Genomic DNA, 17252 nt, shown 5'->3' on the forward strand with positions numbered 1-17252 from the left:
TCGCTCCGGTGACCGCATGGATCTTGTCATTGCCCGCCCCGAAGGCTTGTACTGTCCGCCCGGGGATTTCTACATCGACCCGTGGCGTGCGGTGGAACGTTCGGTCATCACCCACGCCCACGGCGACCATGCCCGCAGCGGCAACCAACACTACCTGGCAGCGGCACCCGGCGAAGGCATTCTGCGTTCACGCCTGGGCCAGGACATCAACCTGCAAACCCTGCCCTACGGCGAACGCCTGTCGCATCATGGCGTGACCTTGAGCTTTCACCCCGCCGGCCATGTGCTGGGCTCGGCCCAGGTGCGGCTGGAATATCAAGGCGAGGTCTGGGTGGCGTCGGGGGATTACAAAGTCGAGCCTGACGGCACCTGCACCCCGTTCGAGCCGGTGAAATGCCATACCTTCATCACTGAATCGACCTTCGGCCTGCCAATCTACCGCTGGCAGCCCCAGGCGCAGATCTTCGAAGAGATCAACCAGTGGTGGCGCGGGAACATCGCCGCCGGCCGAGCCAGCGTGTTGTTCTGCTATTCCTTCGGCAAGGCCCAGCGGATTCTTCACGCCATCGATGAAAGCCTCGGCCCGATCCTGGCCCATGGGGCGGTGGAGCCACTGAACCGGGTCTACCGCGAGGCCGGTGTTCACCTGCCGCCGACAATTTATGCCAGCGACATCAACAAGAACGACCCGATCATGGGCCGGGCGCTGGTCATCGCCCCGCCCTCTGCCGGTGGCAGCAGCTGGATGCGCCGCTTCGGCGACTACAGCGACGCCTTCGCCAGCGGCTGGATGCGCCTGCGCGGTACGCGACGGCGGCGCGGCGTGGACCGGGGTTTTGTGCTGTCCGACCACGCCGACTGGCCTGGCCTGCTCTGGGCCATCGAACAGACCGGCGCCGAGCGGGTGATGGTCACCCACGGCTCGGTAAGCGTGCTGGTGCGCCATCTCTGCGAGCAAGGTCTCGACGCCCAGGGGTTCAGCACCGAATACGGTGACGATGAAGAAGACCTCGCCACGGCCACCGACAGCGGTGAGGAGGCGTCATGAAAGCCTTCGCCGAGCTGTACGCCGAACTGGACGCCACCACCTCCAGCAATGCCAAGCTTGCCGCCATGCAAGCCTATTTCACCAAGGCCTCGCCGCAGGACGCGGCGTGGGCCGTGTACTTCCTGTCCGGCGGGCGACCACGGCAACTGGTGCCGGTAAAAATCCTGCGGGAGTTGGCGGTCCAGGTATCCGGATTGTCGCTCTGGCTGTTCGAGGAAAGTTATCAGGCCGTGGGCGACCTGGCCGAAACCATTTCGCTGGTATTACCCGAATCGCCCCACAGCTCCGATGAAGGCCTGGCGCTGTGGATCGAAGAGAAACTGCTGCCGTTGCGCGGTGAGTCGCCCGAAATCCTGGCTGAACAGCTCCCGGCGCTGTGGGCGCAACTCGATCGGCCGAGCCTGATGCTGTGCATCAAGCTCATTACCGGCAGCTTTCGCGTCGGCGTGTCAAAACTGCTGGTAACCCGGGCCCTGGCCGGCATGGCCAACCTGGACAGCAAGCGGGTGGCCCAACGCCTGGTGGGCTACACCGACCTGTCCCATCGTCCGACGGCCGCCAGTTACCTCAAGCTGATCGCGGCCGAATCCGCCGATGAACATGCCCAGCGCGGCGGCCAGCCTTATCCGTTTTTCCTGGCCCATGCCCTGTCTGCCCCGGTGGAGCATTTCGACACCCTGCTGGGACCGGCCAACGACTGGCAGGTGGAATGGAAATGGGACGGCATCCGTTCCCAGGTGATCAAGCGCGATGGCCATTTATGGGTCTGGTCTCGAGGCGAAGAACTGGTGACCGAGCGCTTCCCCGAACTGCACGCCCTGGCGCAGGTACTGCCCGACGGTACCGTGATTGATGGCGAAATCGTGGTGTGGAAAACCGCCCGGCCGGTGACCGGGGACGCCTTCGACCCGGACGCGCCGTTGCAGCCGGCGGTGCAACCCTTCGCCCTGTTGCAACAGCGCATCGGTCGCAAGACCCTGGGCAAGAAAATCCTCGAGGATGCCCCGGTAGTGGTGATGGCCTACGACCTGCTGGAATGGCAAGGCGAGGACTGGCGCAGCCGCCCCCAGGCCGAGCGCCGCGAACGGCTGGAAGCGCTGATCGCCCGTGTTCACAGCCCGGTGTTGTTGCCATCGCCGACGGTCACCGGCCAGGACTGGTTCGACCTCGCCCGGCAACGTGAAGCCTCTCGCTGCCTCGGTGTCGAGGGCATGATGCTCAAGGCTCGCAACGCGCTATACGGCGTCGGTCGCACCAAGGACATGGGCGTGTGGTGGAAATGGAAGATCGACCCCTTCAGCGTCGACGCGGTGCTGATCTACGCCCAGCGCGGCCACGGCCGGCGCGCCAGCCTGTACAGCGACTACACCTTCGCCGTATGGGACAACCCGCCGGACAGTCGCGAGCGCACGCTGGTGCCGTTTGCCAAGGCTTATTCAGGGCTGACCGATGCAGAAATGCGCCAGGTCGACAGCATCGTGCGCAAGACCACCGTGGAGAAGTTCGGCCCGGTGAGCAGCGTCACGCCCACCCTGGTGTTCGAACTGGGTTTCGAAGGCATCGCCCTGTCCAATCGCCACAAGAGCGGGATCGCGGTGCGTTTTCCACGGATGTTGCGCTGGCGCCAGGATAAAACCGTCGAAGAGGCAGATACCTTGGCAACGCTTCAGGACCTGCTGAAATAGCGCGGTACGCTCTTTGTGGCGAGGGGATTTATCCCCGCTGGGCTGCGAAGCGGCCCCCAAAAAGCCTGAGATGAACAACCTGACACTCCGAGGCGACTGACTGTTGGGGCTGCTGCGCAGCCCAACGGGGATAAATCCCCTCGCCACAAATAATTGCTCACCCCATAGTGTTTCCCAAACAACGCACGCTCCATCCCGGTGCATCTTTTGATGTACGCTCATCCCCGCGCACCATCGCATTCCGTTGCCAGCCGTCGAAGCTTTTAAAACACTTGTTCGGCACTCTGGTTCGGAAATTGCTACCTTTATGCCGTCATACCGTTCTCGCCTTCACCGGTAACAATACTTACGCGCCACAAGCGCTCATATTGGTTTTAGGGATTGAATAATGAAAAAAGCACTGCTGACCCTTTCTGCACTGGCGTTGTGCATGGCTGCTGGCGTCGCCACGGCCAAGGAATACAAGGAACTGCGTTTTGGTGTCGATCCTTCCTACGCCCCGTTTGAGTCCAAAGCCGCCGACGGCAGCCTGGTCGGTTTCGACATCGATCTGGGCAACGCGATCTGCGCAGAGCTGAAGGTCAAATGCAAATGGGTCGAAAGCGATTTCGACGGCATGATCCCAGGCCTCAAGGCCAATAAATTCGACGGCGTGATCTCCTCCATGACCGTTACCCCGGCTCGCGAAAAAGCCATCGACTTCTCCAGCGAGCTGTTCTCCGGCCCAACGGCCTATGTCTTCAAGAAGGGCTCGGGCCTGAGCGAAGACGTTGCCTCGCTCAAAGGCAAGACCGTCGGCTACGAGCAAGGCACCATCCAGGAAGCCTACGCCAAGGCCGTGCTGGACAAGGCCGGCGTCAAGACCCAGGCCTACCAGAACCAGGACCAGGTTTATTCCGACCTGACCTCCGGCCGCCTCGATGCAGCGATCCAGGACATGCTGCAGGCCGAATTGGGCTTCCTGAAATCGCCAAAAGGCGAAGGCTATGAAATCAGCAAGCCGGTGGACAGCGAGCTGTTGCCCGCCAAGACCGCGATCGGTATCAAGAAAGGTAACAGTGAGCTGAAGGCACTTTTGGATAAAGGTATCAAAGCGTTACACGACGACGGCAAATACGCCGAGATCCAGAAAAAACACTTTGGCGATCTGAATCTGTACAGCGGCAAATAATGCGCTGCGCCCATCCGGTCTCGGATGGGCGCTTTTCTCCTGCCAAAGGCTTTCTTCCATGTTTGAACAACTCCTACAAAATCTGGGGCTCTCCGCCTTCAGCCTGCAGGGCTTTGGCCCGTTGCTGATGCAAGGCACCTGGATGACCATCAAGCTGTCGGCCCTGTCCCTGTTGCTGAGCGTCTTGCTCGGCCTCCTGGGCGCCAGTGCCAAGCTGTCCAGCGTCAAACTGCTGCGAATCCCTGCCCAGCTCTACACCACGCTGATCCGCGGCGTGCCGGACCTGGTGCTGATGCTGCTGATCTTCTACAGCCTGCAAACCTGGCTGACCTCGCTTACCGACTTCATGGAATGGGAATACATCGAGATCGACCCATTCGGCGCCGGGGTGATCACCCTGGGCTTCATCTATGGCGCGTACTTCACCGAAACCTTTCGCGGCGCGATCCTCGCGGTCCCCCGAGGCCAGGTCGAAGCCGCCACCGCGTATGGCCTCAAACGTGGCCAGCGCTTTCGCTTCGTGGTGTTTCCACAAATGATGCGCTTTGCCCTGCCGGGTATCGGCAACAACTGGATGGTGATGCTCAAGGCCACCGCGCTGGTGTCGATCATCGGCCTGGCCGACCTGGTCAAGGCCGCCCAGGATGCGGGCAAGAGCACCTACCAGCTGTTCTACTTCCTGGTACTGGCGGCATTGATCTATCTGCTGATCACCAGCGCGTCCAACTTCATCCTGCGCTGGCTTGAACGCCGCTACGCCGCCGGAGCCCGGGAGGCGGTGCGATGATCGAACTTCTGCAAGAATACTGGCGGCCATTCCTTTACAGCGATGGCGTCAACGTCACGGGCCTGGCCATGACCCTATGGCTGCTCAGCGCCTCGCTGCTGATCGGTTTCCTGGTGTCGATACCGCTGTCCATCGCCCGGGTTTCACCCAAGTTCTACGTCCGCTGGCCGGTGCAGTTCTACACCTACCTGTTCCGTGGTACGCCGCTCTATATCCAACTGCTGATCTGCTACACCGGCATCTACAGCATCGCGGCGGTGCGCGCCCAGCCCATGCTCGACAGTTTCTTTCGCGACGCGATGAACTGCACGATCCTGGCCTTCGCCTTGAACACCTGCGCCTACACCACGGAAATTTTCGCCGGGGCGATTCGCAGCATGAACCATGGCGAAGTCGAGGCGGCCAAGGCCTACGGCCTGACCGGTTGGAAGCTGTACACCTACGTGATCATGCCGTCGGCGTTGCGCCGCTCGCTGCCGTATTACAGCAACGAAGTCATCTTGATGCTGCACTCGACGACCGTGGCGTTCACCGCTACCGTTCCAGACGTGCTGAAAGTGGCCCGGGACGCCAACTCGGCGACGTTCCTGACGTTCCAGTCGTTCGGGATCGCCGCGTTGATCTACCTGACCGTCACCTTTGCACTGGTGGGCCTCTTCCGCCTCGCCGAACGCCGCTGGCTGGCCTTTCTCGGGCCGACCCACTAGGGCTTTTGTTCCAGGACACACACGCAAATGCGCCACCAGATCCATGACCTGCTGGCCCCGGTACCGGGGACCGCACGCAAGATCCACAGCTTTCACTTCGGCCCGGAAAAAGCCGTCGGCAAAATCTATATCCAGTCGTCCCTGCACGCCGATGAGCTGCCGGGCATGCTGGTCGCCTGGCACCTCAAGCAGCGCCTGGCCGAACTCGAAGCGTCGGGCCACCTGCGGCACGAGATCGTGCTGGTGCCCGTCGCCAACCCTATCGGCCTCGAACAAGTGCTGATGGACGTGCCCCTGGGCCGCTACGAAATCGAGAGCGGGCAGAATTTCAACCGCCGCTTCATCGACCTGAGCGAAGAGATCGGCAACGAAATCCAGGACCTGCTCACCGACGATCCGCAGCACAACCTGATGCTGATCCGCACCAGCCTGCGCGACGCCCTCGCCCGGCAGACCCCAGGCACGCAATTACAATCCCTGCGCCTGGCCCTGCAACGGCTGGCCTGCGACGCCGACATGGTGCTGGACCTGCATTGCGACTTCGAAGCCGTGGCCCACCTCTACACCACACCCGAAGCCTGGCCACAGGTCGAACCGCTGGCCCGCTACATCGGCGCCGAAGCCTGCCTGCTGGCGACCGATTCGGGCGGCCAGTCGTTCGACGAATGCTTCACCCTGCTCTGGTGGCAACTCAAGGAACGCTTCGGCGAACGCTTCGAGATTCCCCTGGGCAGCTTTTCGGTCACCGTGGAATTGCGTGGCCAGGGTGACGTCAACCACGGGCTGGCGAGCCTGGACTGCCAGGCCTTGATCGAATACCTGATCCGTTTCGGCGCCATCGACGGCGAACCGATGCCCATGCCCGAGCTGCCTTACCCGGCCACGCCGCTGGCCGCTGTCGAGCCAGTGGCAACGCCCGTGGGTGGATTGCTGGTCTACAGCGCCCTGCCTGGCGAATACCTGGAGGCGGGACAGTTGATCGCGGAAGTCATCGACCCGGTCAACGACACCGTCACCCCCGTTCATTGCCGTAACGCCGGGCTGCTATACGCCCGTTCGCTACGCCGCATGGCCACGGCCGGCATGGTGATCGCCCATGTCGCCGGCACCGAAGCCTACCGCAGCGGCTACCTACTTTCGCCTTGAGGATGCATGCTCCATGTACAAACTGACCATCGAAGGCCTGCATAAAAGCTATGGCGAACATGAAGTGCTCAAGGGCGTTTCGCTCAAGGCCAAGACCGGCGACGTCATCAGCCTCATTGGCGCCAGCGGCTCAGGCAAAAGTACCTTTTTGCGCTGCATCAACTTCCTCGAACAACCCAACGACGGCGCCATGAGCCTGGACGGCCAGCCGATCCAGATGATCAAGGACCGCCACGGCATGCACGTGGCCGACGCCGACGAACTGCAACGCATCCGCACGCGCCTGGCCATGGTGTTCCAACACTTCAACCTGTGGAGCCACATGACCGTGCTGGAAAACATCACCATGGCGCCACGCCGGGTGCTGGGGGTCAGCAAGCAGGAAGCCGACGACCGCGCCCGTCGTTATCTCGACAAGGTCGGCCTGCCGGCACGGGTCGCCGAGCAATACCCGGCGTTCCTCTCCGGCGGCCAGCAACAGCGCGTGGCCATTGCCCGCGCCCTGGCGATGGAGCCGGAGGTGATGCTGTTCGACGAACCCACCTCGGCCCTGGACCCGGAGCTGGTGGGTGAAGTACTGAAGGTGATCCAGGGCCTGGCTGAGGAAGGCCGGACCATGATCATGGTGACCCACGAAATGAGCTTCGCCCGCAAAGTCTCGAACCAGGTGCTGTTCCTGCACCAGGGCCTGGTGGAAGAAGAAGGCAGGCCGGAAGACGTGCTGGGCAATCCCACCAGCGAACGACTCAAGCAGTTTCTCAGTGGCAACCTGAAATAAACCTCGGGTTCGATCGTTCCCACGCTCCTGCGTGGGAATGTCGCCAGGGACGCTCACCACGATATCCTGCATAAAACCTTTCGCATCCCGCCGTGGTCACTGAAAGAAGACATTCAGGGCGCACACGGCAGGCATGGCGACATCCAACAATTTCGCGAAACAGTGGTTCGATGCCCGCGGCTGGAAGCCGTTCGCCTTTCAGAGGCAGGTATGGGCCGCGGTCAAGCGGGGGGAATCCGGGCTGCTGCATGCCAATACCGGTGCCGGCAAGACCTACGCCGTCTGGTTTGCCGCCCTCAACCGTTTCGCACGGCCGGCACCGCCGCTGGATAAACCGCGCAAACGTAAACCGCCGGCCGAACCACTGACTGTCCTGTGGATCACGCCGATGCGCGCATTGGCGGCCGACACCGGCAAAGCCCTCGAAGCCCCCCTGGCAGACCTGCACCTGCCATGGAGCGTCGGCCTGCGCACCGGCGATACCAGCGCCAACGAACGCGCCCGCCAGGGCCGGCGCCTGCCCACCACGCTGATCACCACCCCCGAAAGCCTGACCCTGATCCTCGCCCGGGCCGATGCGCACGCCGCCGTCTCGACCCTGCGCATGGTCGTGGTGGATGAATGGCACGAGTTGCTCGGCAACAAACGTGGTGTGCAATTGCAACTGGCCCTGGCGCGCTTGCGGCGCTGGCACCCCGAACTCATCGTCTGGGGCGTCTCCGCGACCCTGGGCAACCAGGCCCACGCCGAACAGGTATTGATCCCGCAAGGCAACGGGATCAGCGTGCGGGGGGCCGATGGCAAGGCGCTGCGGGTCGACACGCTGTTACCCCCGACCCTCGAACGCTTCCCGTGGGCCGGGCATATCGGCCTGAAGATGCGGCCTCAGGTCGTAGCCGAAATCGACGCCAGCAGCAGTTGCCTGGTCTTCACCAACACCCGGGCACAATCGGAAATCTGGTATCAGGCGCTTCTTGAGGCGCGACCCGATTGGGCCGGGCTGATCGCCCTGCACCATGGCTCGCTGTCGCGTGACACCCGGGATTGGGTGGAACAGGCATTGAAGGACGGCCAGCTCAAAGCGGTGGTCTGCACGTCCAGCCTGGACCTGGGGGTGGACTTCCTGCCAGTGGAACGGGTGCTGCAGATCGGCTCGGCCAAGGGCGTAGCCCGACTGATGCAACGGGCCGGGCGCTCCGGCCACGCACCGGGCCGGACCTCGCGGGTGACGCTGGTGCCGACCCACAGCCTGGAATTGATCGAGGCCGCCGCCGCGCAGGACGCCGTGGCCCAACGGCGCATCGAACCGCGCGAATCGCCCCACAAGCCGCTGGATGTCCTGGTGCAGCACTTGGTGAGCATGGCCCTGGGTGGCGGCTTCGTTCCCGACGAATTGTTCGAGGAAGTGCGAGGTGCCTGGGCCTACCGCGACCTCAACCCGGCCGAATGGGCCTGGGCCCTGGCGTTTGTGCGCCATGGCGGCCTGTCATTGACCGCCTACCCCGATTACCGACGCGTCGAACCGGACGAACACGGGATCTGGCGAGTGCCTGACGCACGCCTGGCCCGGCGTCACCGCATGAGCATCGGCACCATCGTCAGCGATGCCAGCCTGCAATTGAAGTTCTGGAGCAAGGGCGGAGGCGGCAAGATCCTGGGTAGCGTAGAGGAAGGCTTCATCGCCCGCCTGCGCCCTGGTGACGGTTTCCTGTTCGCCGGGCGGTTGCTGGAATTGGTCCGGGTCGAGGACATGACCGCCTACGTGCGACGCAGCCAGGCCAGGAAGGCCGCTGTGCCGCGCTGGAACGGCGGGCGCATGCCGCTCTCCAGCGAACTGGCCGCCGCCGTCGTGGCCCGTCTGAGCGAAGCCGCCGCGGGCCGCTTCGAGGGCCCGGAGATGCACGCCGTACAGCCCCTGCTCTTGACCCAACAACGCTGGTCCGGTTTGCCCACGCAAAGCACATTGCTGGCCGAAGCCCTCAAGTCCCGGGAAGGCTGGCACCTATTCCTCTACCCGTTTGCCGGACGCCAGGTTCATCTGGGCCTGGCCAGCCTGCTGGCCTGGCGTGTCAGCCGGCAACAGCCGCTGACATTTTCCATTGCGGTCAACGACTACGGCCTGGAACTGCTCAGTGCCACGGCAGTGGATTGGTCGCAATACCTGACCCCGGGCCTGCTGAGCGTCGATCATCTGCTGACCGACGTGCTCGCGAGCCTGAATGCCGGGGAATTGGCCCTCAGGCGCTTTCGCGAAATCGCCCGGATCGCCGGGCTGGTCTTCGCCGGTTACCCCGGTGCGCCGAAAAGCACCCGGCAAGTCCAGGCGTCCAGCGGGTTGTTCTTCCAGGTGTTCAAGCAATACGACGCCAACAATCTCTTGCTGGCCCAGGCTGGGGAGGAAGTCTTGCGCGAAGAATTGGATATCCATCGACTGGAGCAGACCTTGCAACGCCTCAATACCTTGAAGCTGGACCTGCACGTGATCAAGCGCCCCACCCCGCTCGGGTTTGCGCTGCAGGTGGAGCGATTCCGGGAAAGCATGAGTTCGGAAAAGCTCGCCGACCGCATCCGGCGGATGGTCAGCGAACTGGAAAAGACTGCCGATCGCGGTGACGCCTGATGCCAGCGCCTTACCCCATCAGCCTGGCCGGCGAAGAACTCTGGTTGCTCCCGGAAAAAGCCGTGTACTGGCCCGCCCAGGAAACCCTGATGGTGGCCGATGTTCATTTCGGCAAGGCCGCCGCCTATCGCAGCCTCGGGCAACCGGTGCCCCACGGCACCACCGCCAGCAACATCGCAGTACTGGATGCATTGCTGGCCAGCCTGCCGTGCCGACAGTTGATTTTTCTCGGGGATTTTCTCCACGGTCCCGGCTCTCATGCGCCCGGCACCTTGAAGGCACTTGCCGACTGGCGTGAGCGACATCCGCACCTGGCCATGACGCTGATTCGTGGCAACCACGACAAACGCGCCGGTGACCCGCCGCAAGCGCTGAACATTCGCGTCGTACCGGAGCCGTTGCTTCTGGGCCCTTTCGCCGTGCAACACGAGCCTGCCCCACACCCCAGCCGCCACGTGCTGGCCGGTCACGTGCACCCGGTCCACCACCTGAGCGGCAAGGGCCGGCAACGCCTGCGCCTGGCCTGCTTTCGGCTGGGCAGCGAAATCAGCCTGCTGCCGGCCTTCGGTGCGTTCACGGGCGGTTATCGAGTCGAGCAAGACAGCGATTGCAGAATTTTTGTCATCGGCGATAACGAAATATGGCCCGTCAACTGAAGCACTCTGTGCTATCGCTGGCGGGCCATCGTCTCATCAGGCAACAGGCGCAGGAGGCGGCTCGTCCGGCAGGGTAGGCTCGCCGGGTTCGGTAGGTTGTTCGTTGGGGGTATCGGGATCGGGCTGGCCAGGGATGCCGCCCGCCGCTTCGACAGGATGGGCCAGCAATGACCAGGCCATGACGCCGATCTGATTGGGCTCAAGCCTTGCCAGTTCGGCACTGATTCGCGGATCGATCTTCATAGAGCAACTCCTGAGCGAAGGCCCGCTGCGCTGACGCACAAAAACGGGCAGTACACGCAATAGAGTGTCTGCCCGCCCAGGAATTCCAACAGCTCGTCAGATTCAGGTACGCGGCAGTGTCACACCGCGCTGGCCCTGGTACTTGCCGCCACGATCCTTGTAGGAAACTTCACATTCTTCATCGGATTCCAGGAACAGCATCTGCGCCACACCCTCGTTGGCGTAGATTTTCGCTGGCAGGGTCGTGGTGTTGGAGAATTCCAGGGTCACGTGGCCTTCCCACTCGGGTTCCAGCGGCGTGACGTTGACGATGATGCCGCAACGGGCGTAGGTACTCTTGCCCAGGCAGATGGTCAGCACGTTGCGCGGAATGCGGAAGTACTCGACGGTGCGCGCCAGGGCGAAGGAGTTCGGCGGGATGATGCAAACGTCGCTCTTGACGTCGACGAAGCTCTTCTCATCGAAGTTCTTCGGGTCGACGGTGGCCGAATTGATATTGGTGAACACCTTGAATTCGTCGGCGCAGCGCACGTCGTAGCCGTAGCTGGAGACACCGAAGGAGATCAGCCGGTCGGCGCCTTCGCCACGCATCTGGCGTTCGACGAAGGGCTCGATCATGCCGTGCTCTTGCGCCATGCGGCGAATCCACTTGTCCGATTTGATGCTCATGGCGGTTTCCTGAAATAGCGAGGTGGAAAAAATACGTCCGGCATCTTACTGGGGCGCGGGTCCGAGTTCAAAGCGCGGTACGCAAATCTCGCCGATCCGCCTTGATTTCCGGGTCCTGCCGGCCATCGCCCGCGCCGTCAGTCACCAAATAAGAGAAACCTTCGCAAAGACCATTGGCACATTCTGGAAAAAGGGTTAAGGTGGCGCCACTGTGCTGCTTGTGTCACTGAGAATCTCTACACGATATGTTGAATTTCGATCCAACCATCTACAAGAATTTTTCCTGCTCTTTGCACTCAGTCTCGGCCAGGGTTCTTCCTGAGTCGCAGTTATCTTTGTTCAAGGAGTTACACCATGTCTAATCGCCAAACCGGTACCGTTAAGTGGTTCAACGATGAAAAAGGCTTCGGCTTCATCACCCCACAATCCGGTGACGACCTGTTCGTTCACTTCAAAGCTATCCAATCCGACGGCTTCAAAAGCCTGAAAGAAGGCCAACAGGTTTCTTTCATCGCTACCCGCGGTCAGAAAGGCATGCAAGCTGAAGAAGTTCAAGTTATCTAACTTGTCCTTGCTTTAGTAAAAGGCCCCGCCCTCAAAAGCGGGGCTTTTTTGTGCCTGTCTGTTTTGCAGGCACAAAAAATAATGTGGGAGCGAGCTTGCTCGCGATAGCGGCGCTTCAGTCAACATTCATATTGCTGACATACCGCTATCGCGAGCAAGCTCGCTCCCACAGGATTTGTTACTCGCCTGGGTTTACCAGGTCACGCCAAACCCAGCCGTGTAGCGCGTCTTGCTCAAGTCGCTGTCTTCGGTGCCTTCAATGACATCCTTCTCAGCCTTGAGGTTGAGCGACGCCCAATCGGTAACCTTGTAGCGCAGCCCCACTTCAGCGTCATAGGCGTAATCCGCCACGTCGGACAGTGGCTTGCCCACTTCGCCGTTGGTGAAGAACTCGACGCGCTTGCCAATCAGGTAGCGGTTGTAGTCCCACTTCATGGCGACGGAATAGAAGTTGTCCTTGCCGCCGTCGCGGTATTCATAGTCGGTGCGGTTCAACAGCGAGCCCAGCGAGAACGCGCCCAGCTCGTCATCCCAGAACTGATAACCCGGACCGGTACCCACCACGCGCTGACGCGCCAGGTCTTCGACTTTGTCGCGCTTGTAGTTCAGGCGGCCTTGCCAGAACCATTTGTCCGTCAGGAACCGGTCGAGGGAATATTCCAGGCGCCAGTTATCGGCGGAAACCACATCGTCCTGGAACTCACGGTTGTATTCACCCTCGGCGGTGTGCCGCCATCTGCCGTGGCGCGCCGAAGTCTTGAAGTCGATGTCGTAGTCGTCGGTATCTTTTTCCGCACGCTGGTAATCCAGCGCGGCATCGATGTTGCCCTTCCACACCAGATCCTCGACCACCGGCTTGGGCTTGAGGATCTGCTGGATACTGGCCAGATCGACAGTCTTGGGCGCATCACCGTTGGCCAAGGTGACCTTGCCATCCTCGGCCGCATGCAGCGCCTTGGCTTTCTCGCCGGTATAAGCATCCTGCTTGACCAAGAGTTGCTGATCACTTTCCAGCGTCTTGACCTGTTTCCAGTCGATGGGAATCGCGCCGGCGTAATCGGTCTGGATCAGCAACTTGCCGCCATCAAAAACGGTAATCTTGCCACTGAGTTTGTCCCCATTCTTCAACCAGACTGTGTCGGCAAGCAAGGGCATGGAGGCACTGGCAACAGCCAGGCAAAGCAGGGTTCTAGACAACATAAGCGATAAAGGGCTCAAGTTTGCGGTGAAAAGGCGGCATTATCCCCCAGGATGACACCTCAGCAAGGACTGACCCGCGTAAGGGTGATGAGTTCATTTCTCAATCAGCCCAGTAGGAATTAATCTACAGACGGACATCCCCATTTCAGGAACCCTTTACGTGACCGATACCCCAGCGGACACCGAGAACGCCGCCCAAATCCGCCGCACCACCCTTTACCTGACCCTGGCACAGGTGCCAGCGGGCAAGGTAGTCACCTATGGCCAACTGGCTGAAATGGCCGGCCTGGGGCGCGCGGCGCGTTGGGTCGGGCGGACCCTCAGCCAATTGCCGAACGACACGAAACTGCCCTGGCATCGGGTATTGGGTGCCGGCGGTCGGATCAGCCTGCCGGTGGGCAGCGCCTCAGGGGATGAACAGCGCGCACGCCTGCGCATGGAAGGGATCAGCGTCCTGAACAATCGTGTTGATATTCAGCGCCATGGCTGGCGCCCGGTAGAGCACAGCGGTTAGAGTGCGCGCTTTGTTTTCGCAATTTTTGAGGCAGACTCCAGCCCATGCCCCGTAAAACCTGGCGCGCCGCCCTCGCCGCCTATGCCAGTCCCTCGACGCTCGTGCTGTTGCTGCTTGGCTTCGCCGCCGGCTTGCCGTACATGCTGGTGTTTTCCACGCTTTCGGTCTGGTTGCGCGAAGCCGGTGTGGCCCGCGAAACCATTGGCTACGCGAGCCTGATCGGCCTGGCATACGCCTTTAAGTGGGTCTGGTCGCCGCTGCTCGACCAATGGCGCCTGCCGCTGCTGGGTAAACTCGGGCGTCGGCGTTCATGGCTGGTGCTCTCCCAAGGCCTGGTGATCCTCGGCCTGATCGGCATGGGTTTCTGCGACCCACAGAAACACCTGTCATGGTTGATCGCCATCGCCGTTATCGTGGCTTTCGCCTCTGCGACGCAGGACATCGCCGTCGACGCCTATCGCCTGGAGATCGCCGACGACACCCGCCAGGCCGCCCTCGCCGCCAGCTACATGTCCGGCTACCGCATCGCGGCACTGCTGGCCACCGCCGGCGCCCTGTTCTTCGCCGAAGGGTTTGGCTCCACCGGCTTCAGCTACAAACACTCGGCCTGGGCCGGCACCTACCTGCTGTTCGGCGTATTGATGGTCCCGGCGCTGCTCACCTCGCTGTTCATGCGCGAACCGCCGGTGCCGCTGCGCACTCAACTGCAGGCCGGACGCTACTCGTTCGCCCATCAACTGGCGTCGGTGTTCGTGCTGATCGTGCTGCTGGTGTCTGTCCCGGCGATGTTCACCCAGCTCTACAACACCGACTTCGCCAGCGTGCTGTTCGAGGGCGTCAGCCTGCTCGACCTGCTGCTCGAAGACCGCGCATTCCTGCGAGCCATCCTCTATATCATCCTGACCGCCCTATGCCTCTCGGCTGTGGGCCGCCGCGGATTGGCACCGGTGCTGACGCCGGTCAACGATTTCATCCTGCGTTACCGCTGGCAGGCCCTGCTGCTGCTCGGGCTGATCGCGACCTATCGGATGTCTGACACCGTCATGGGCGTCATGGCCAACGTGTTCTACATCGACCAGGGGTTCACCAAGGACCAGATCGCCAGCGTCAGCAAGATTTTCGGGTTGATCATGACCCTCGTCGGTGCCGGCATGGGCGGCCTGCTGATCGTACGTTTCGGTATCCTGCCCATCCTGTTCATCGGCGGTGTCGCCTCGGCCGGCACCAACATCCTCTTCCTGATGCTCACCGACATGGGCGCCGACCTGAAGATGTTGATTGTCACCATCTCCCTGGACAACTTCAGCTCCGGCCTGGCCACTTCGGCGTTCGTCGCCTACCTGTCGAGCCTGACCAACCTGAAATTCTCCGCCACCCAATACGCCCTGCTCAGCTCGATCATGCTGTTGCTGCCACGCCTGATCGGTGGTTATTCAGGCGTGATGGTGGAGAAGTTCGGCTATCACAACTTCTTCCTGATCACCGCGTTGCTGGGCGTTCCGACCCTGTTGCTGATCGCCTTGCACTGGTTCCAGGAGAACCGTCGCCAGGGCTCGACACCCACTGCGGAACCGACGCCCACCCGGCCTGCGGAAGAGTCGTAGGAAACTTCAGAAAACGCCGGGGAAACCGGCGTTCGCATCGGGCGACCGCCCACGCGCCTGTACGCCAAGGCATCTCGCCCGTACAATGCTCCGTCACTTCTCGTCATCAGCAACCGACAACGGCCAACCATGCGCACCAGTCAATATTTGCTCGCCACACAGAAAGAAACGCCTTCCGACGCCGTCGTGATCAGCCATCAGTTGATGCTGCGTGCCGGCATGATCCGCAAACTCGCCTCGGGCCTGTACACCTGGCTGCCGATGGGCCTGCGGGTCATGCGCAAGGTGGAAGCCATCGTTCGCGAAGAGATGGACGCTGCCGGTTCTCTGGAAGTGTTGATGCCGGGCACCCAACCGGCCGAGCTGTGGCAGGAATCGGGGCGCTGGGAAGAATACGGCCCTGAGCTGCTGCGCATCAAAGACCGTCACGGTCGCGACTTCTGTGCAGGCCCGACTCACGAAGAAGTGATCACCGACCTGATGCGCAACGAGTTGAGCAGCTACAAGCAGCTGCCGATCAACCTGTATCAGATCCAGACCAAATTCCGTGACGAAATCCGTCCACGCTTCGGCCTGATGCGCGGTCGCGAATTCATCATGAAGGATTCCTACTCCTTCCACGCCGACCTGGCTTCGCTACAGATCACCTACGACCGCATGCACCAGGCGTACTGCAACATTTTCACCCGCCTGGGCCTGAAATTCCGTCCGGTTGAAGCCGACAACGGCTCCATCGGCGGCGCCGGCTCCCACGAATTCCATGTACTGGCCGAGTCCGGCGAAGACGACATCGTCTTCAGCAATGGCTCCGACTACGCCGCCAACATCGAGAAAGCCGAAGCCGTGCCACGGGAAACCTCCCGCGCCGCGCCGACCGAAGAGTTGCGCCTGGTGGACACGCCGAACGCCAAGACCATTGCCCAACTGGTGGAAGGCTACAACCTGCCAATCGAGCGCACCATCAAGACCCTGATCGTGCGGGCCGAAGAGGAAGGCAAGCTGATTGCCCTGATCGTCCGTGGCGACCACGAGCTCAATGAAATCAAGGCCGCCAACCAGCCAGGCGTCGCCAGCCCGCTGGTCATGGCTACCGAAGCCGACCTGCGCGACGCCATCGGTGCCGGTGCCGGTTCTCTCGGCCCGTTGAACCTGCCACTGCCGATCATCATCGACCGCTCGGTGGAACTGATGAGCGACTTCGCCATCGGCGCCAACGTCGACGACAAGCACTATTTCGGCGTGAACTGGGAACGCGACCTGCCGGTTCCAACCGTCGCGGACCTGCGCAACGTCGTGGCCGGCGACCCGAGCCCGGACGGCAAGGGCACCCTGGAAATCAAGCGAGGCATCGAAGTCGGGCACATCTTCCAGCTGGGCAACAAGTACAGCAAGGCGATGAAGTGCGAAGTGCTGGGCGAAAACGGCAAGCCGGTCACCCTGGAAATGGGTTGCTACGGCATCGGCGTTTCCCGCGTGGTGGCTGCCGCCATCGAGCAGAACAACGACGAGAAAGGCATCATCTGGAGCGACACGCTGGCGCCTTTCCAGATTGCCCTGGTGCCGCTGCGCTATGAAACCGACCTGGTGCGTGAAGCCACCGACAAGCTCTACGCCGAACTGACGGCCGCCGGCTTCGAAGTGCTGCTCGACGACCGCGACAAGAAAACCAGCCCCGGCATCAAGTTCGCGGACATGGAACTGATCGGCATCCCGCATCGGATCGTCGTCAGTGATCGTGGCCTGGCCGAAGGCAACCTGGAATACAAGAGCCGCACCGAGGCCGAGCCGCAAGCGCTGCCGGTCGCCGACGTGCTGTCGTTCCTCCAGGCCCGTATCCGCCGCTGACACCAGATAGAGACG

16 protein-coding genes are annotated in these 17252 nt (G+C 61.8%); 13 read left to right on the plus strand and 3 right to left on the minus strand.

All coding sequences use genetic code 11. The features are described from left to right. Nucleotides 1-16 precede the first annotated feature (16 nt). The 9 genes from AB4O22_RS20450 to pdeM all read left to right on the plus strand — a co-directional run bounded on the left by AB4O22_RS20450 (nt 17) and on the right by pdeM (nt 10598). Nucleotides 17-1048: a ligase-associated DNA damage response exonuclease gene (locus tag AB4O22_RS20450; protein WP_223470191.1), complete on the plus strand. Its 1032-nt coding sequence runs from the start codon at nt 17-19 to the stop codon at nt 1046-1048. Continuing rightward, complete coding sequence (locus AB4O22_RS20455) at nt 1045-2733, plus strand: ATP-dependent DNA ligase (protein WP_460105994.1); 1689 nt, start codon at nt 1045-1047, stop codon at nt 2731-2733. The genes AB4O22_RS20450 and AB4O22_RS20455 overlap by 4 nt, the downstream gene beginning before the upstream one ends. Nucleotides 2734-3121: 388 nt before the next feature. Beyond that, nucleotides 3122-3904: a transporter substrate-binding domain-containing protein gene (locus AB4O22_RS20460; RefSeq protein ID WP_003198409.1), complete on the plus strand. Its 783-nt coding sequence runs from the start codon at nt 3122-3124 to the stop codon at nt 3902-3904. A 58-nt stretch (nt 3905-3962) separates the two neighbouring features. Then, nucleotides 3963-4691 (plus strand): ABC transporter permease, encoded by a 729-nt coding sequence (locus AB4O22_RS20465; RefSeq protein WP_003198406.1) that lies wholly within the window; start codon nt 3963-3965, stop codon nt 4689-4691. Further along, a complete protein-coding gene (locus tag AB4O22_RS20470) occupies nt 4688-5398 on the plus strand; it encodes an ABC transporter permease (protein ID WP_003198404.1) in 711 nt (236 codons plus the stop codon). The genes AB4O22_RS20465 and AB4O22_RS20470 overlap by 4 nt, the downstream gene beginning before the upstream one ends. Before the next feature lie 27 nt (nt 5399-5425). Next, nucleotides 5426-6544, plus strand: coding sequence for a succinylglutamate desuccinylase/aspartoacylase family protein (locus AB4O22_RS20475; RefSeq protein ID WP_460097036.1), 1119 nt, complete (start codon nt 5426-5428; stop codon nt 6542-6544). 13 nt (nt 6545-6557) lie between these two features. Then, a complete protein-coding gene (locus tag AB4O22_RS20480; RefSeq protein WP_003198401.1) occupies nt 6558-7322 on the plus strand; it encodes an ABC transporter ATP-binding protein in 765 nt (254 codons plus the stop codon). Nucleotides 7323-7455: 133 nt separating this feature from the next. Beyond that, on the plus strand, nt 7456-9942 hold the full coding sequence (locus AB4O22_RS20485) for a ligase-associated DNA damage response DEXH box helicase (RefSeq protein WP_460097037.1): 2487 nt from the start codon (nt 7456-7458) through the stop codon (nt 9940-9942). Continuing rightward, nucleotides 9942-10598 (plus strand): ligase-associated DNA damage response endonuclease PdeM, encoded by a 657-nt coding sequence (pdeM, locus tag AB4O22_RS20490; protein ID WP_460097038.1) that lies wholly within the window; start codon nt 9942-9944, stop codon nt 10596-10598. The genes AB4O22_RS20485 and pdeM overlap by 1 nt, the downstream gene beginning before the upstream one ends. A 36-nt stretch (nt 10599-10634) precedes the next feature. Here the strand turns inward: pdeM and AB4O22_RS20495 are convergent, their stop codons facing one another. Together AB4O22_RS20495 and dcd are read right to left on the minus strand one after the other, a co-directional pair. Continuing rightward, nucleotides 10635-10841, minus strand: a complete 207-nt coding sequence (locus AB4O22_RS20495) for a hypothetical protein (protein WP_003184748.1) — start codon at nt 10839-10841, stop codon at nt 10635-10637. A gap of 102 nt (nt 10842-10943) precedes the next feature. Next, nucleotides 10944-11510 carry a dCTP deaminase gene (dcd, locus tag AB4O22_RS20500; RefSeq protein ID WP_003184751.1) on the minus strand — a complete coding sequence of 189 codons (567 nt, stop codon included), beginning with the start codon at nt 11508-11510 and terminating at the stop codon, nt 10944-10946. Between the two features lie 354 nt (nt 11511-11864). Between dcd and AB4O22_RS20505 the strand changes: the two genes are divergently transcribed. Then, nucleotides 11865-12074 (plus strand): cold-shock protein, encoded by a 210-nt coding sequence (locus AB4O22_RS20505; RefSeq protein WP_002554837.1) that lies wholly within the window; start codon nt 11865-11867, stop codon nt 12072-12074. A gap of 192 nt (nt 12075-12266) precedes the next feature. On the opposite strand, the gene AB4O22_RS20510 is transcribed toward AB4O22_RS20505, so the two are convergent. After that, nucleotides 12267-13274, minus strand: coding sequence for a DUF481 domain-containing protein (locus tag AB4O22_RS20510; RefSeq protein WP_223470194.1), 1008 nt, complete (start codon nt 13272-13274; stop codon nt 12267-12269). Nucleotides 13275-13410: 136 nt separating this feature from the next. Here AB4O22_RS20510 and AB4O22_RS20515 point away from each other — a divergent pair, with 136 nt between their 5' ends. From AB4O22_RS20515 to AB4O22_RS20525, 3 genes are all read left to right on the plus strand, one after another. Next, entirely contained in the window at nt 13411-13788 is a 378-nt protein-coding gene (locus AB4O22_RS20515; protein WP_411740633.1) for an MGMT family protein, read from the plus strand. 44 nt (nt 13789-13832) lie between these two features. Further along, a complete protein-coding gene (locus AB4O22_RS20520; RefSeq protein ID WP_003198391.1) occupies nt 13833-15392 on the plus strand; it encodes an AmpG family muropeptide MFS transporter in 1560 nt (519 codons plus the stop codon). A 129-nt stretch (nt 15393-15521) separates the two neighbouring features. After that, on the plus strand, nt 15522-17237 hold the full coding sequence (locus tag AB4O22_RS20525) for a proline--tRNA ligase (protein WP_003198389.1): 1716 nt from the start codon (nt 15522-15524) through the stop codon (nt 17235-17237). The last annotated feature ends 15 nt before the right edge of the window (nt 17238-17252 follow it).

It is taken from the genome of Pseudomonas sp. S3_B11 (assembly GCF_054667715.1).

Excerpts from the sequence above, each read along its gene's own strand:
- AB4O22_RS20510 (WP_223470194.1), bottom strand. The coding sequence starts at position 13,274 with ATGTTGTCTAGAACCCTGCTTTGCCTGGCTGTTGCCAGTGCCTCCATG.
- AB4O22_RS20460 (WP_003198409.1), top strand. The coding sequence starts at position 3,122 with ATGAAAAAAGCACTGCTGACCCTTTCTGCACTGGCGTTGTGCATGGCT.
- AB4O22_RS20520 (WP_003198391.1), top strand. The coding sequence starts at position 13,833 with ATGCCCCGTAAAACCTGGCGCGCCGCCCTCGCCGCCTATGCCAGTCCC.
- AB4O22_RS20465 (WP_003198406.1), top strand. The coding sequence starts at position 3,963 with ATGTTTGAACAACTCCTACAAAATCTGGGGCTCTCCGCCTTCAGCCTG.
- AB4O22_RS20470 (WP_003198404.1), top strand. The coding sequence starts at position 4,688 with ATGATCGAACTTCTGCAAGAATACTGGCGGCCATTCCTTTACAGCGAT.
- AB4O22_RS20505 (WP_002554837.1), top strand. The coding sequence starts at position 11,865 with ATGTCTAATCGCCAAACCGGTACCGTTAAGTGGTTCAACGATGAAAAA.
- AB4O22_RS20495 (WP_003184748.1), bottom strand. The coding sequence starts at position 10,841 with ATGAAGATCGATCCGCGAATCAGTGCCGAACTGGCAAGGCTTGAGCCC.
- dcd (WP_003184751.1), bottom strand. The coding sequence starts at position 11,510 with ATGAGCATCAAATCGGACAAGTGGATTCGCCGCATGGCGCAAGAGCAC.
- AB4O22_RS20455 (WP_460105994.1), top strand. The coding sequence starts at position 1,045 with ATGAAAGCCTTCGCCGAGCTGTACGCCGAACTGGACGCCACCACCTCC.
- pdeM (WP_460097038.1), top strand. The coding sequence starts at position 9,942 with ATGCCAGCGCCTTACCCCATCAGCCTGGCCGGCGAAGAACTCTGGTTG.
- AB4O22_RS20525 (WP_003198389.1), top strand. The coding sequence starts at position 15,522 with ATGCGCACCAGTCAATATTTGCTCGCCACACAGAAAGAAACGCCTTCC.
- AB4O22_RS20450 (WP_223470191.1), top strand. The coding sequence starts at position 17 with ATGGATCTTGTCATTGCCCGCCCCGAAGGCTTGTACTGTCCGCCCGGG.
- AB4O22_RS20475 (WP_460097036.1), top strand. The coding sequence starts at position 5,426 with ATGCGCCACCAGATCCATGACCTGCTGGCCCCGGTACCGGGGACCGCA.
- AB4O22_RS20480 (WP_003198401.1), top strand. The coding sequence starts at position 6,558 with ATGTACAAACTGACCATCGAAGGCCTGCATAAAAGCTATGGCGAACAT.
- AB4O22_RS20485 (WP_460097037.1), top strand. The coding sequence starts at position 7,456 with ATGGCGACATCCAACAATTTCGCGAAACAGTGGTTCGATGCCCGCGGC.